The sequence below is a fragment of the Massilia sp. Dwa41.01b genome (assembly GCF_014171775.1).
GTDB lineage: Bacteria > Pseudomonadota > Gammaproteobacteria > Burkholderiales > Burkholderiaceae_D > Telluria.
This window is the reverse complement of sequence record NZ_CP050454.1, coordinates 3881364-3895135: the sequence shown is the minus strand read 5'-3', so window position 1 is coordinate 3895135 and position 13772 is coordinate 3881364. Positions and strand designations below refer to the sequence as shown.

Annotated in this window: 9 protein-coding genes and 2 pseudogenes; 8 read left to right on the top strand and 3 right to left on the bottom strand. The window is 66.2% G+C overall.

The window, feature by feature from the left end; genetic code table 11:
- Positions 1–210 precede the first annotated feature (210 nt).
- The 6 genes and pseudogenes from G4G28_RS17920 (at position 211) to G4G28_RS17895 (ending at position 7704) form a co-directional block, all read left to right on the top strand.
- A pseudogene (locus G4G28_RS17920) lies at positions 211–2710 on the top strand (ligase-associated DNA damage response DEXH box helicase).
- Complete coding sequence (gene pdeM / locus G4G28_RS17915) at positions 2707–3324, top strand: ligase-associated DNA damage response endonuclease PdeM (RefSeq protein WP_229425174.1); 618 nt, start codon at positions 2707–2709, stop codon at positions 3322–3324. The pseudogene G4G28_RS17920 and the gene pdeM overlap by 4 nt, the downstream one beginning before the upstream one ends.
- 239 nt (positions 3325–3563) lie before the next feature.
- Positions 3564–4655, top strand: coding sequence for a sensor histidine kinase (locus tag G4G28_RS17910; RefSeq protein ID WP_183107659.1), 1092 nt, complete (start codon positions 3564–3566; stop codon positions 4653–4655).
- Positions 4637–5442 (top strand): annotated as a pseudogene (locus G4G28_RS17905) (LytR/AlgR family response regulator transcription factor). Before G4G28_RS17910 ends, G4G28_RS17905 begins: the two are co-directional and overlap by 19 nt.
- 141 nt (positions 5443–5583) lie before the next feature.
- Positions 5584–6390: a glycine zipper 2TM domain-containing protein gene (locus tag G4G28_RS17900; RefSeq protein ID WP_183107658.1), complete on the top strand. Its 807-nt coding sequence runs from the start codon at positions 5584–5586 to the stop codon at positions 6388–6390.
- A 321-nt stretch (positions 6391–6711) separates the two neighbouring features.
- The gene (locus G4G28_RS17895) at positions 6712–7704 is read left to right on the top strand and encodes a hypothetical protein (RefSeq protein ID WP_182989305.1); all 993 of its coding nucleotides are present in this window, start codon (positions 6712–6714) and stop codon (positions 7702–7704) included.
- 113 nt (positions 7705–7817) lie between these two features.
- On the opposite strand, the gene G4G28_RS17890 is transcribed toward G4G28_RS17895, so the two are convergent.
- The 3 genes from G4G28_RS17890 to G4G28_RS17880 form a co-directional block, all read right to left on the bottom strand.
- Positions 7818–8612: a Crp/Fnr family transcriptional regulator gene (locus G4G28_RS17890; RefSeq protein ID WP_182991869.1), complete on the bottom strand. Its 795-nt coding sequence runs from the start codon at positions 8610–8612 to the stop codon at positions 7818–7820.
- 665 nt (positions 8613–9277) lie between these two features.
- Entirely contained in the window at positions 9278–9922 is a 645-nt protein-coding gene (locus tag G4G28_RS17885) for a response regulator transcription factor (protein WP_182989304.1), read from the bottom strand.
- Positions 9923–10006: 84 nt separating this feature from the next.
- Complete coding sequence (locus tag G4G28_RS17880; protein ID WP_182989303.1) at positions 10007–10474, bottom strand: universal stress protein; 468 nt, start codon at positions 10472–10474, stop codon at positions 10007–10009.
- Positions 10475–10860: 386 nt separating this feature from the next.
- On the opposite strand from G4G28_RS17880, the gene G4G28_RS17875 reads away from it, so the two are divergent.
- Positions 10861–11688: a protein phosphatase CheZ gene (locus tag G4G28_RS17875; protein WP_182989302.1), complete on the top strand. Its 828-nt coding sequence runs from the start codon at positions 10861–10863 to the stop codon at positions 11686–11688.
- Positions 11688–13595 (top strand): chemotaxis protein CheA, encoded by a 1908-nt coding sequence (locus G4G28_RS17870; RefSeq protein WP_183107657.1) that lies wholly within the window; start codon positions 11688–11690, stop codon positions 13593–13595. The genes G4G28_RS17875 and G4G28_RS17870 overlap by 1 nt, the downstream gene beginning before the upstream one ends.
- Positions 13596–13772 lie beyond the last annotated feature (177 nt).

The window sequence follows — 13772 nt, the reverse complement described above, 5'->3', positions numbered from 1 at the left end:
GGACAGGCAGGCCGTGCATCGCAGCGCGAACCGCCACGACGGCACGCAAGTGGACGGCAGTGCACTTTTTCGAGGGGAAGTTGAACATGAGGCCTGAATCTTGAAGCGCGATCGTTCCAGTATGGCGAAACCGGGCCACCAGGCCGGTGCCACGGTCAATCCGCGGCGTGGCGGCCGCGACGCAGGTGCCATCCCGGCCGCCACGGGTGCATGAAGGCGCCAGCGAGCAAACTGGCGAGCGGCCCCACGCCAACGGTCGTGAAGGACTGGTTCGCCGCGCGCGGCTGGAAGGCCTTTCCGTTCCAGAAAGAAGTGTGGAAGGCGGCGCTGGCCGGCAAGTCTGGCCTGCTGCATGCGAATACCGGCGCCGGCAAGACCTTTGCCGTCTGGTTCGCGGCATTGCAGCGCGGGTCGCTGGCGAAAGGGCGCCTCTCCGGCATGCGCGTGTTGTGGATCACGCCGATGCGCGCGCTGGCGGCCGACACCCAGCGCGCGCTGGAAGAATCCGCCGCCGAACTCGCGCCCGGCTGGACGGTCGGCGCGCGCACCGGCGACACCGGTTCGGCCGAGCGCGCGCGCCAGTCGCGCAGCTGGCCCACGGCGCTGATCACCACACCCGAGAGCCTGTCGCTGCTGCTCAGCCACGCCGCAAGCCAGGAGCAGTTCAGGCACCTGGACACGATCGTCATCGACGAGTGGCATGAACTGATGGGCAGCAAGCGCGGCGTGCAGGTGCAGCTGGCGCTGGCGCGGCTGCGGGCCTGGCGCCCGGAACTGGTGGTCTGGGGCGTGTCGGCGACGATGGGCGACCTCGACCTGGCGCGCCAGGTGCTGCTGGGCGTGGGCGAGGAGAATGGCGAGGAGCGCGGCGTGCTGGTCGAAGGCGACACCCGCAAGCAGATCGTCGTCGATTCGCTGATCCCGAAGGACGTGGCGCGCTTCCCCTGGGGCGGCCACCTGGGCATGCAGATGCTCAAACCCGTCATCGACGAGATCGAGCACTACGACGCGACACTGGTGTTTACCAATACCCGCTCGCAGTCGGAGATCTGGTACCAGAACATCCTCGATGCCCGTCCCGACTGGGCCGGCGTGATCGCGCTGCACCACGGTTCGCTCGCGCGCGAGGTGCGCGACTGGGTCGAGATGGGCCTGAAAAAGGGAGAACTAAAAGCGGTGATCTGTACCGCCAGCCTCGACCTGGGCGTGGACTTCCTGCCGGTCGAGCGCGTGCTGCAGGTCGGCAGCGCGAAGGGCATCGCGCGCCTCTTGCAACGGGCCGGGCGCAGCGGCCATGCGCCGGGGCGGGTTTCGCGCGTGACCCTCGTTCCCACCAACAGCCTGGAGATCCACGGAAGCGGCCGGCGCCAAGGTGGCGGTCGCGCAGCGCCGCATCGAGGGTCGCTACGTGCCGAACAAGCCCTTCGACGTGCTGGTGCAGCACCTGGTGACGGTGGCGCTGGGGGGCGGTTTCCGCTCCGAAGAGCTCTACCAGGAGGTGCGCACCGCCTGGTCCTACCGCCACCTGAGCGAAGAGGAATGGCAGTGGGCGCTGGACTTCGTTGCGCGCGGCGGCCAGAGCCTGACGGTGTATCCGGAATACCGGCGCGTCTTGCCCGACGAGGAGGGCGTGTACCGGGTGCCCGATACCGCGATTGGGCGCCGCCACCGCATGGGCATCGGCACCATCGTCTCGGACGCGACGATCCAGATCAAGTACATGGGCGGCGGGCGCATCGGCAGCATGGAGGAGTCCTTCATCTCGCGCCTGAAGCAGGGCGACCACTTCCTGTTCGGCGGGCGCATCCTGGAATTCATCCGCGTGCACGAGATGACGGCCTTCGTGAAACGTGCCACCGGTTCGCGCGGCGCGATTGCGCGCTGGCAGGGCGCCAGGATGCCGATGTCTTCGGAGCTGGCCCACGCCGCGCTCGAGCAGCTGCGGCAAGCCGCGGAAGGACGCTTCGAGGGCCCGGAGATGCAGGCGATCCGGCCGCTTCTGGAGATCCAGGAAAAATGGTCGGCGCTACCGACGATCGACACCCTGGTGCTGGAATCGATGAAAAGCCGCGAGGGCTGGCACCTGTTCGTGTACCCGTTCGCCGGGCGCTCGGTGCACATGGGCCTGGCCTCGCTGTTCGCCTACCGGGTCGGGCGGCGCCAGCCGATCACGTTTTCGATTGCGATCAACGATTATGGTTTCGAGCTGATGTCGGCGGAACCGGTGGATTGGGCGGCTGAATTTGCCGGCGCCACTGGCGTCGATGTGCCGCTGTTCGAGACCGAGCGCCTGCTGGAAGACGTGCTCGAGAGCCTGAATGCGACCCAGCTGTCGCAGCAGCGCTTTCGCGAAGTGGCGCGCATTGCCGGGCTGGTATTCCAGGGTTATCCGGGCCAGCCGAAATCGAACCGGCAAGTGCAGGCCTCGTCCTCGCTGTTCTTCGAAGTCTTCCGCAAGCACGACGCCGGCAACCTGCTGCTCACGCAAGCCCAGCGCGAAGTGCTCGAGCAGGAACTGGAACTGACGCGCCTGCGCGACACGCTATCGGAACTGCATGCGCGTAAAGTGGCCTACCGCGAGGTGAAACGCGCCACGCCTTTCGGTTTCGCGCTGATGGTCGAGCGCTTCCGCGAAAAGGTGAGTACCGAAAAGCTCAACGACCGTGTCGCCCGCATGGTGAGGGAACTGGAGAAAGCTGCCGCGGTATGAGTGTTCACGCTGTCGAGGTCGCAGGCGAAACGCTGCTGCTGTTGCCGGAAAAGGCCGTGTACTGGCCGGCGCAGGCGATGCTGATCATTGCCGACATCCACTTCGGCAAGGCGGCCTCCTTCCGTGCACAGGGCATTCCCGTGCCGCGCGGGACGACGACAGAGAACCTGGCCGGGCTTGGCGCATTGATCGACCGGCATGGCGCCCGCCACGTCGTGTTCCTCGGCGACTTCCTGCATGCGCGCGCGGCCCATGCGTCGAGCACCCAGCAGGCGATGCTGGCCTGGCGCCACTCGCGCCCGGAGCTGCTCTTGACGCTCGTGCGCGGCAACCACGACAAGCATGCGGGCGACCCGGCCGCCGCGCTCGGCATCGAGCTCGTGGACGAGCCGCACCGCATTGGCCCCTTCGACTTCTGCCACCACCCCGACCTCGATGGCGGCGGCTATGCGCTGACCGGCCACGTGCACCCGGCCTGGGTGCTGGCGACCCGCTTCGACGCCCTGCGCCTGCCGTGCTTCGTGGTCGGCAGGGGGCGCATGATCCTGCCGTCCTTCGGTTCGTTCACCGGGGGCATGTGGTTTCGCGCGAGCCGGGCGACGCCATCTTCGTGACCTCGGGCGAAGCCGTGCACGGCGTGCGCTGAGCCGTCCGCGCCGCATTTGCCCCGGATGCGCGCTGGCTGCGCACCGGTTTCATACCAGACTCGCGCCGCGTGCCAGCCGTTTCGCACCCCGCGAAACCGGTTTCGTCGCAGCCGGCTTGCCGGCGCCTGCCGGGCGCGGCACAATCGCTGCGTTGCCAATCAGGAAACGCATTCGATGTCCATGACCATCCTTCCGCTGCGCGCGCCTTGCCGGCGCCGTCCTTCCTGCGCCGCTTCCTGGCGGACCTGCGCGTCGGCCTGGTGGTCAGCCTGGTCGCCGGCGTCATGATCACGCTGGCGAATGGCCAACCGCAGATGCTGCATGGACAGCTGGTCTATTCGGTCTGTATCGGCCTGATCGCCTTTTCCATTGTCGACCTCGCCCGCCTGCTGGTGTGGCCGGCCTCCGAGCGGCGGGCGCACCAGTGGCTCGCCTTCCTCGGTGTGATGCTGGCGGCGGCCGCCTTGGGCCATTTCAGCGGGATGCACATCGGCGCCGCGGTGCTGCACGACCGTTTGCCGACCCTGGCCGAGTATCCGTCGATCGGACGCGTCAGCATGATCCTGTTCACTTTCCTGGGCATGTGCACGATGGTCCTGATCGTCGAATACCGCGATCGCAGTGTGCGCATCCGGCGCGAGCACGAGGAAGCGCGCCTGCGCGCGGAGGTCGTCGAACGCCAGGCGGTACAGGCCCAGTTGCGCCTGCTGCAAGCCCAGATCGAGCCGCACATGCTGTTCAATACGCTGGCCAACCTGCAGGGCCTGATTGCGCTCGACCCGGAGCGGGCCGGCGTGATGCTCGACGGGTTGATCCAGTTCCTGCGTGCCACGCTGGGCGCGTCGCGCCTCGACAGCACCACGCTCGAAGCGGAATTCACGGCGATGCAGGCCTATCTCGGGTTGATGGGGGTGCGCATGGGCGAGCGCCTGGCCTATCGCCTGGAGCTGCCCCCGGACTTGCGCACGGTGCGGGTGCCGCCGCTGCTGCTCCAGCCGCTGGTCGAGAATGCCATCGTGCATGGCCTGGAGCCCAGCATCGACGGCGGCGAAGTGTGCATCCAGGCCGAGGCGCAGGACGGCCTGCTGACCTTGACGGTCTCCGACAACGGGCTCGGCCTGCAACAGTCGGCGCAGGCCGGCAGCCATCGTGGCGGCGGAGTGGGCATCCACACCACACGCGAACGCCTGCAAGTGCTGTATGGCGAGCGCGCGAGCGTCGAGCTGACGCCGGCCCGGCAGGGCACGGTTGTCCAACTGCGTTTTCCACTGGAGGCTTCATGCATGTCCGCGCCCTGATTGCCGAAGACGAACCCATCCTGGCCACCATCCTCGCACGCAGCCTCGAGCGGCTCTGGCCGGAACTCGAGATCGTCGCCACGATCGCGAACGGTGTGGCCGCGGTCGAGCAGGCCCTGGCCCTGCGCCCCGATGTGCTCTTCCTTGACATCAAGATGCCCGGGCAGAGCGGGCTGGAGGCGGCCGAAGAGCTGGCCGAGCGCTGGGATGGTCCGGCACCGTTCCCCCAGGTGGTGTTCGTCACCGCCTATGACGAATTCGCGCTGCAGGCCTTCGAGCAGGCCGCTGCGGACTATATCCTGAAACCCGTCAACGATGCGCGCCTGGCCCGCACCGTCGAGCGCCTGCGTGCGCGCCTGGAGGTGGGCGCCGGGTGGCTCCGGCGGCGCGCCAGGACGCTGGCGGGCTGGACAGCCTGGTCGCCCAGATCCAGGCCCTGCTGCCGGCGCCGGCGGCAATGGCACGGCTGACGACGATCCGCGCCGCCGTCGGCAACCTGGTGCGCATGATTCCGGTGGACGAGGTCGTGTTCTTCCAGGCGCTCGACAAGTACGTGAACGTCGTCACCGCCGACGGCGAGGCGCTGATCCGCCTGCCGCTGAAAGAGCTGCTGCCCCAGCTCGATCCGGCATGCTTCTGCCAGATCAGCCGCAGCGCGGTGGTGAACCTGCGCCACGTCCTTGCCGCCTCGCGCGACAGCATGGGCAAGGTGGTGCTGAATGTGCGCAACCGGCCGGAGAAGCTGCGCGTGAGCCCGGTCTATGCCCACCTGTTCCGGCAGATGTAGCGTTGCGGACGCGGGCGAAGCGGCCTGCCATGGCGCTGCCGGTCATGCAGGGTACGTTCCCGCACGGTGAGCGCAACCCTACAGGCGTAATTTCCTCTCATTGGGGTCCTCCCGGACCTGGCTTATGTGTTGGAGGAAATAATGAAAAGTCGTGCAATCCTGTCCAGCCTGCTGTGCGCGCTGCTTCCGCTCGGCCCGATGGCGCTGGCGCCGCTGCCGGCCCTGGCCCAGCAGCACGCGCGCGACCAGCTGCCGGTGCCCGAGATCCGCGGTTTCGGCGTCGACGAGGTCGGGCGCATCGCCCCTGGAGTCGAGCTGCGTTTCGATCTGGTGGGCACGTCCGGCGCCGAGGCGACGGTGAAAATCGAGGGTGCCACGCGCAACCTGCGCCTCTCCGAGCTCGATCCCGGCCATTACGTCGGCAGCTACACGGTCGGCGCGCACGACCGGATCAGGAATGGCGGCACGGCCAGTGCCGACCTGCGTCTGGGGCCGCGTTTCGTCAGCGCCACCCTGCGCGAGCCGTTGGTACGCGAGGGTGCGACCCCGCCGACGCGACGCGAGCTGGCGGCGCAACGCGCGACCGCAACGCCGCAGACGGCGCGTTACTGTACCAATTGCGCAACCGTGGAGGCGGTCAACGTCGTCCAGGTGCAAGGCGAGGCCGGCATGATGGGAACGGCGGGCGGCGCTGTGGTCGGTGCCCTGCTGGGCAACCAGGTCGGCAGCGGCAGCGGCCGTACGGCGGCGACGGTGGCCGGCGCGGTCGGGGGCGGCATCGTCGGCCGCAACATCGAACGCAATGCGCACCGCAGCCAGCGCTACGAGGTGGTCGTGCGCTACGGCGGGAACAATGCCACGCAAACCCTGAAATACGACAACGATCCCGGCTTCCGCGTGGGCGATGCGGTGCGGGTGAACAACGGGGTGCTGTCGCGCGATCAATAAAAGCGCGGAGCGCCGCCGGGCGGGAAAATCATGGCACGGCACGCTGCCCTGTGGCGATAGCCGTTCCCGGGTTCGCCGGCCAGGCGTGGCGCAGCAGGGTGCCTGCGCATGCATGCGCCTGCCCATCTGTCTTTTTTCGGGCCAGGCAGGGCTCGTTCTCTGGTCTTTTCGATAAGCCTCGCTGCTATACTGCTCGGGTGGGCAGACGCAGCCGTATTCGCCCATGGAAGTCGAGCAAGCGTTGGCAGGTTCCGCCGGGCGCGCGATCCACTGGCTAGCCGAGCGGAGAGGAATTCCACCGATCGGACACAGGGAGGCGACATGGCAGGCATCCTGGGAATAGGGCGGCTCGCAGGCGCGGCGGCGCTACTGGCGCTGGCAATCGACGCCACGGCGTCGACCGCAAAAAAATGCGATCTCAAGGCCGGCATCAATGCACAGCAGGCAAGGGCCGGCTTGTGCAAGTTCGACCCCGCCACGAAACGCTTCGCGGGAACGCCGGCGCAGCAGGCCGCCTGCCTGACGCGCGAGGTGAAGCGCGGCGCCAGCATCGGCGGCGAGACCATCACGCCCTTCCTGAAGGAACTGGCCGGCACGCCCGCGCCGGATATCCGTGCGGTACAAACCCTGCTCGATGCGCAAGGCACCGGGGCGGGCATCCTCGGCGGGCCCCTTGGCAGGCGGATACAGGCGAACTACTTCATCATTCACGATACCAGCGCGCCGAATTGTTCGAAGAAAAAGCGCTCGGCTGCCTGTCCGACCCAGGGCGAATTTCCGCCGAACCGGGACGAGGCCAGCTGGATTTCCAACAAGGATTTTCTCGGTCATCCAAAGCGGGCTCCCGATCGCATCGCGCATGCCTTCACCAACCGCGTCGGGGACTCGATCACCGAGGTCGACTTTGCCGACCCGATTGCGACAACGAAATTCGAAACCTGCGTCGATGTGCCGGCGAAAGCAGGTGTGTTCGTCGGCGTGGAAAACATCCAGCCACGGATCGGCAGGCCGAGGATCCCTGCGCCCGGCAAGGAGCCGAACGACCTCGACGCGCCCACGCCCGGCTTCACGCCGCGGCAATATGAACGGCTCGCGCTGCTCTATGTGGTGGCAAGCGCGCGTAGCGGGGTGTGGCTTATTCCTGCCTTCCATGCGGTGATCGACCAAGCCTATGCTGACGGGCACGACGACCCGCAGCACTTCGACATGCCTGCGTTCAGCACGGCGGTCCAGAAACACCTGGCCGGTCTGCCGCCAGGCGCGCCCGCAGCCACTGCGGCCACGGCGGGGCGCGCGCCGGCGCAGCCGCGGTAAAACCGCTCCCACGCGGCACGGACAAAAAACGACGGCTCCGGCAGGGCGGCTTCGATTGAAACCGCCATGCCGGAGCCGTTCCGGCCTGCCGGGCGAACCCGGCGCTGCCCCGGTCAGGCCGTGGCCAGTACCTGGTCGCCGCCGGCCGCGTCCATCTCGGCCTTCTTGGCATTGGCCGCCTTGGTGCGCGAGCGCGAAGGTGGCAGGCGGCGCAGGGTTTTCAGTGCTTCCGCATCCTTGATGCCGATGGTGCGCTGGTCGACCGTGATCAGCCCGATTTCGTTGAAGGCCGACAAGGTACGGCTGACGGTTTCCAGGGTCAGGCCCAGGTAGCTGCCGATCTCGTGGCGCGTCATGCGCAGGTTGAACAGCTTGCTCGAGTAACCCATCGCGGCGAAGCGGTCCGCCAGCGAGACCAGGAAGCGTGCCACGCGTGCCTCGGCCGACAGGGCGCCGAGCATGCCGATCATGGCCTGTTCCCGCACCAGTTCGCGGCTCATGACGCCGTACATCAGGTTTTCCAGCTCCATGTGGACGCGACCGAGGGCGGTCAGCTTCTTGAACGGCAGCAGGATCAGGTCGCAGTCGGACAGGGCCACGGCCTCGGAAGCATAGTGGCGGGTGTGGATGCCGTCGACGCCGAGCATGTCGCCCTTCATGGGGAAGCTCAGCACCTGTTCGTTGCCGAATTCGTCGATCAGCACCGTTTTCAGGAAGCCGGAGTTGACGATGTACAGGGTGTCGAAGGCCTGGCCGATGGTGTGCACGCGCTGGCCCGTCTTGAACTGCACGTGCTGGAACAGGAGCTCTTCGGAATTGATCGAAACGGCGGCCGGAATATGGAGCAGGTCGCAGACTTCTTTCAGGTTGGACCACAGGCGGCCCTGGCGTTGGCGGCCGGCTTCCATCGGAGTGGAATGCATGGTCGACGAGGCGTTGCGTTGTTCTGGCGTTTGCTGGGACTGCATGCTCTTCTCCAGTGAAGAAATCTGTCTGGTGCAACCCTCGGATGGGAGCCGCTACCGGGTGCTTCAATAGGATTCATCAAGCGGCAGGCTTGGCTTACGGAGAGAAATTAGATCGCAAGCAAGTCGATACGCTGAATTCAGTATGCCAACACGAGTTCGGCATTGGTATCAGCAATGCCTGAATGTGTAGGTAGGAGAGTAGGTAGGACTGTAGGAATCGTCTGACCGGTGCGGGGCGTCGCCGGGTGCCCGAGGCTGCATCCTGTTGCCCTGGGCGGGCCATGGCGCCGAGGAGTGCGTGGCTGGCATGGCACAAAATGCCACGCAGCGGTGTCCAATACTGTTAGCGCGTGCCCGACTTCCGGGTGGGGCGGGCGCTCAACGGCGTACTCCTACGCGGGGCACCCTGCAGCGGCGGGCAGGAGCAGGGTCGGAAGCGCGGCAGCGGCGACACCGGCAGGGCACACGGGCAGCGCGTTTACCGGCAGCAAGGATACCAGCAGCCTGGCAGCGGCGCAGGCGTCGTCCGGCGGCGCAGTACGGGGCAGGGCGCGGGGCGTCCCCCTACCGTGCCCCGACCGCCCGCAGCGGCGGCGTGCCCCGCGTCAGGCCTTCATCGGCGACAGCAGGCGATGCGCCACGGCGTATTGCACCATTTCCGACAAGGAGGTCATGCCCATCTTCTGCATGATCCGGGTCTTGTGGGTGCTGACCGTTTTCACGGACAGGTGCAGGTTGTTCGCGATTTCGGTGATCGACTTGCCGCCGACCAGTAGCGAAAAGACCTCGAACTCGCGGTCCGACAGTTGTTTGTGCAGCAATTGCTCGTTTGGCGCCATGATGTTCAGCGCCAGCTGCTCGGCCACTTCGGTACTGATATACGGGCGGCCGGAGGCGACCTTGCGGATGGCGCCGACCAGCTGGGTGCCCGCGCTTTCCTTGGTGAGATAGCCCTGGGCGCCAGCGCGGATTGCCCGTACCGCGTATTGCTCTTCCTCGTGCATGGTCAGGATCAGGACCGCCAGTTTCGGCGCTTCGCTGCGCACCTGGCGGATCAGGTCGACGCCGCTGCGGCCTGGCATCGACAAGTCGAGCAGCAACAGGTCGAAGCCGCCCTGGCGCACCAGGGTCAGCACCTCGAATCCATTGGTTGCTTCGCCGACAATTTCGACGTCGAGCGCGCCGTCGAGGATGCGCTTGAGGCCTTCGCGCATGATGGTGTGGTCATCCGCAATGACGATTCTTATCATGAGTTACTCTCCCGCGCGGGACGGCCGCGCTCGATATGGCAAGCACGCCGGGGTGGCGTGCAAATCATGGGCTAACAGCGGCGGTCAGCTTGCGACCGGTTCGTTGATCAGGCGGTGCACCAGGACCGGCCTGGTCGTATGCGACAGCACCTTGTTGGTGACGCTGCCCAGCAGGATCTGGCCCCAGCCGCTGCGCCCGTGCGAGCCCATGAAGATCAGGTCGCAGCCTTCCTGCTCGGCGACGTCGACGATCTTGAGGGCGGTGGCGTCGGAAAAGGCGGTCATGCAGCTGTGCTGCAGCTCGGCCTGGGCGCAGGAACGCATGATGCGGCCCATGTATTCCTCGCCGGTGCGGCGCATCTGGGCGATGTATTCCTCCTCGCTGGGGTAGGAGGGGGGAATGATTTCGACATACACGGGATATTGGTATTCGGGCGCCACGAACAGGGCCAGCACTTCGGCCCCCATCTGGTGCGCGAACTTGACGCCGGCGCAGGCCGTGTGCTGCGACACGGTGGAACCGTCGGTGGTGATCAGGATCTTCCGGTACATGATGAGCCCTCCGAAAACGCCACGATATTGTGGCCCGTCCTATGCAGCGCGGCGATTGTGATGGCGCAAGCAGTTGACTTCGCTCAAACATGAGTCCGCTACTTCTGGCCACGCCGAAAAAGCATGCACAATCGGTGCGACCACAAAACAACACCTTGCTTGCGAAAATATTCAGGAACTGCGCGGTTTTATTGTCCCGGAATTAAGATTCCTTGTCCATTTTGGTGTAGTGCGTTTTAGGAGATTTACCTACGGCAACTACGCTGCTACACTCGCTTACTGAATTTTGGGGCTTCCAGCGATACGCATGACGCGCACGGAAGTCCGCATCCACCGGACCGAAGCCGCTGAACGCGACACTTATTTATTATGGAGAAGCAGGGATTATGACCGACGCCGCCGACGATTTCGACGCCTTATTCGAGGAAGTGGCAGCCCAGCGCGATAGTGCGCCTGCGGTTGCGCCGGCGCCTGCCGCGGCTGCGCCCGCAGCCGACGAGGACGACCTGGAAGCCCTGTTCGACCAGGTGGCAATGACCAGCGCACCCGCCGCCGCTGCCCCGGCAGCGCAGGCCGCCGCGCCTGCCGCCACCGAAGGCGGCGAGGGCGACAAGAACATGTACGAGCGCCTCGGCGGCATCGTGCGTCTGCTGCACGACTCGCTGCGCGAGCTCGGCTACGACCGCGCGCTGACCGAGGCGTCGAGCCAGATCAACGATGCCCAGGACCGCCTGGAATACGTCGCCACCCTGACCGAGCAGGCCGCCAACAAGGTGCTCAACACCCTGGACGAAGGCATGCCGGCACAGGACAAGCTGTCGAAGCAGGCCGCCGACATGGAGACCCGCTGGGCCGACCTGTTCTCCGGCAAGCTCAGCCTGGACGAGTTCAAGGCCCTGGCCGGCGATTCGCGCCAGTTTGCCGCCGCCGTCGCGGAAGCGACCGAACTGGAGAAGTCGCGCCTGCTGGAAATCATGATGGCGCAGGACTTCCAGGACATCACCGGCCAGCTGATCAAGAAAGTCGTGACCATCACCAAGACGGTCGAGAACGAGCTGGCCCAGCTGCTGCGCGACAACGCGCCGCCAGAAACCCGCGCCAAGCTGGCCGAAAAAGAAGCCGCGCCCGTGCAACTGATGCAAGGACCGTCGGTGCCGGAAGCGGCGCTGGACCAGGATAACGTCGACGATCTTCTTGCCGATCTGGGATTCTAATGGACGATATGCTCAAGGATTTCGTCGTCGAGGCGATGGATCTGGCGGTCAATGTTGAAGAGCACCTGCTGCGCCTCGAACGCGATCCGGAGAACAAGGAAACGCTGAACGCGGTGTTCCGGTCCTTCCACACGATCAAGGGCGGTGCCGGCTTCATGGGCTTGCCTGCGCTGGTCGCAGCCTGCCACCTGACCGAGAACCTGTTCGACGCGCTGCGCACCGGCGCCGCGCCGGTCACGCCGCTGTCGATCGAAGCGGCGCTGGAGGCATCGGGCTTCGTTGCCGACCAGCTGAACGACCTGAACAACGGCACCGCGCCGGAAGCGCTGGCACCGATGCCGGAAGCCACGGAACGCATCCTGAAAGAGGCGATCGAAGGCAAGGCGCAAGCCGCGCCTGCACCGGTGGCAGCGCCTGCGCCGGCCCCGGTTGCCGCTGCTCCCGTAGTGGCCGCACCTGCCGCCGTGCCTGCCCCTGGCGCCGATGGCCTTGACTGGACGGCGATGTTCAACGCCGTCGTGCCGGCCAGCGCCGCGATCCCGACTGGCGCCGCGCCAGCGGCCCCTGCACCGGCCAGCACGCCGGCCGATGCCCCCGCCGCTGCCGCTCCCGCTGCCGTGTCGGTTACCGCATCGGCCCCTGCCGGTGCCCGGCCGGGCTGGGACGGCACCGAGCGTCGTAGCGACGCCAAGGTCGCCGAAGCGCGTGCCGCGGCGGCGCCGGCCAAGGACGAAAGCATCCGTATCGATGCCGTCAAGCTCGACGCGCTGCTGGAAGTGGCCGGCGAATCGGTGCAGGCCGCCAACCAGGCTGCCGTGCTGCTCGAACGCCTGTCGCAGTTCAAGTTCGAAGGCCAGGCCGCCACGCTGATGGCGACGCTGACCGAAACGCTGGAACGTGCTTCACGCTATTCGGCCGAACTGCAGCGTGCCACGCTGGCAACGCGCATGCAGCCGGTGGGCCGCCTGTTCCAGAAGTTCCCGCGCCTCGTGCGCGAACTGGCGAAGGACCTCGGCAAGGACGTCGAGCTGACCATCGAAGGCGCCGAGACGGAAGTCGACCGCGTCGTCGTGGACAGCCTGTACGACCCGCTGGTGCACATGCTGCGTAACGCGCTCGACCACGGTGTCGAGTCGCCGGAAGAACGTGTCGCCGCGGGCAAGCCGGCCAAGGCCTTCATCCTGCTCAAAGCCTGGCAGGAAGCGAACAGCGTCATGATCGTGCTGCAGGATGACGGCAAGGGCATGGACCCGGTCAAGCTGCGTCGCAAGGCCATCGACAAGGGCCTGATCGGCGAGAACGGCGCCCCGAACGACGACGACGCCTACCAGCTGGTGTTCCTGCCGGGCTTCTCGACCAAGGAAGTCGCTTCCTCGGTCTCGGGCCGCGGCGTCGGCATGGACGTGGTGAAGACCGCGGTGGAAAAGAACCGCGGCGCGATCCGCATCGATTCCTCGCTCGGCCACGGCACCAAGTTCGCGATCCGCCTGCCGATCGAACTGTCGATCGTGCCGACCATGCTGGTCTCCACGTCCGGCGCTTCGCTGGCGCTGCCGATGGCCGTGGTCGAGCGCGTGGTCGAGCTGCCGGAAACCTTCTCGATGGTCGGCGGCGCCCCGGTGCTGAAGGACCAGGGCCGTCCGCTGCCGGTGCGTTCGCTGGCCGGTTCGCTCGGCTACGAGGAAGCTGTCGAACGCGTCGGCATCGTCATCAATGCGCCGCAGCCCTACATCCTGGCGGTGGAAGCGGTCGATGGCACGGCCGACCTGGTGATCAAGCCGATGACGGCGCTGACCGTCGAAGGCATCACCGGTACCGCGCGTTCGGCCGAAGGCGAACTGGTGCTGGTGGTGGGCCTGTCCTTCCTGATGGACGGCTGCCGCAGCAACGTGCGCATGGCCGCTTGACCTGGTAACCGCGTAAAAAAAGGTGCTCCGGCGCCTTGGCAATAAAAGCCTGCACAGCTTCTGTGCAGGCTTTTTTTATTTGCATTACGCGAGCTATATGCAAATTTTGTTTGCAAGGAGTGGTAAAAATAAGCAGGAAGATGCAAAATGGCCCGATTACTGCCGCACTGCACAAAT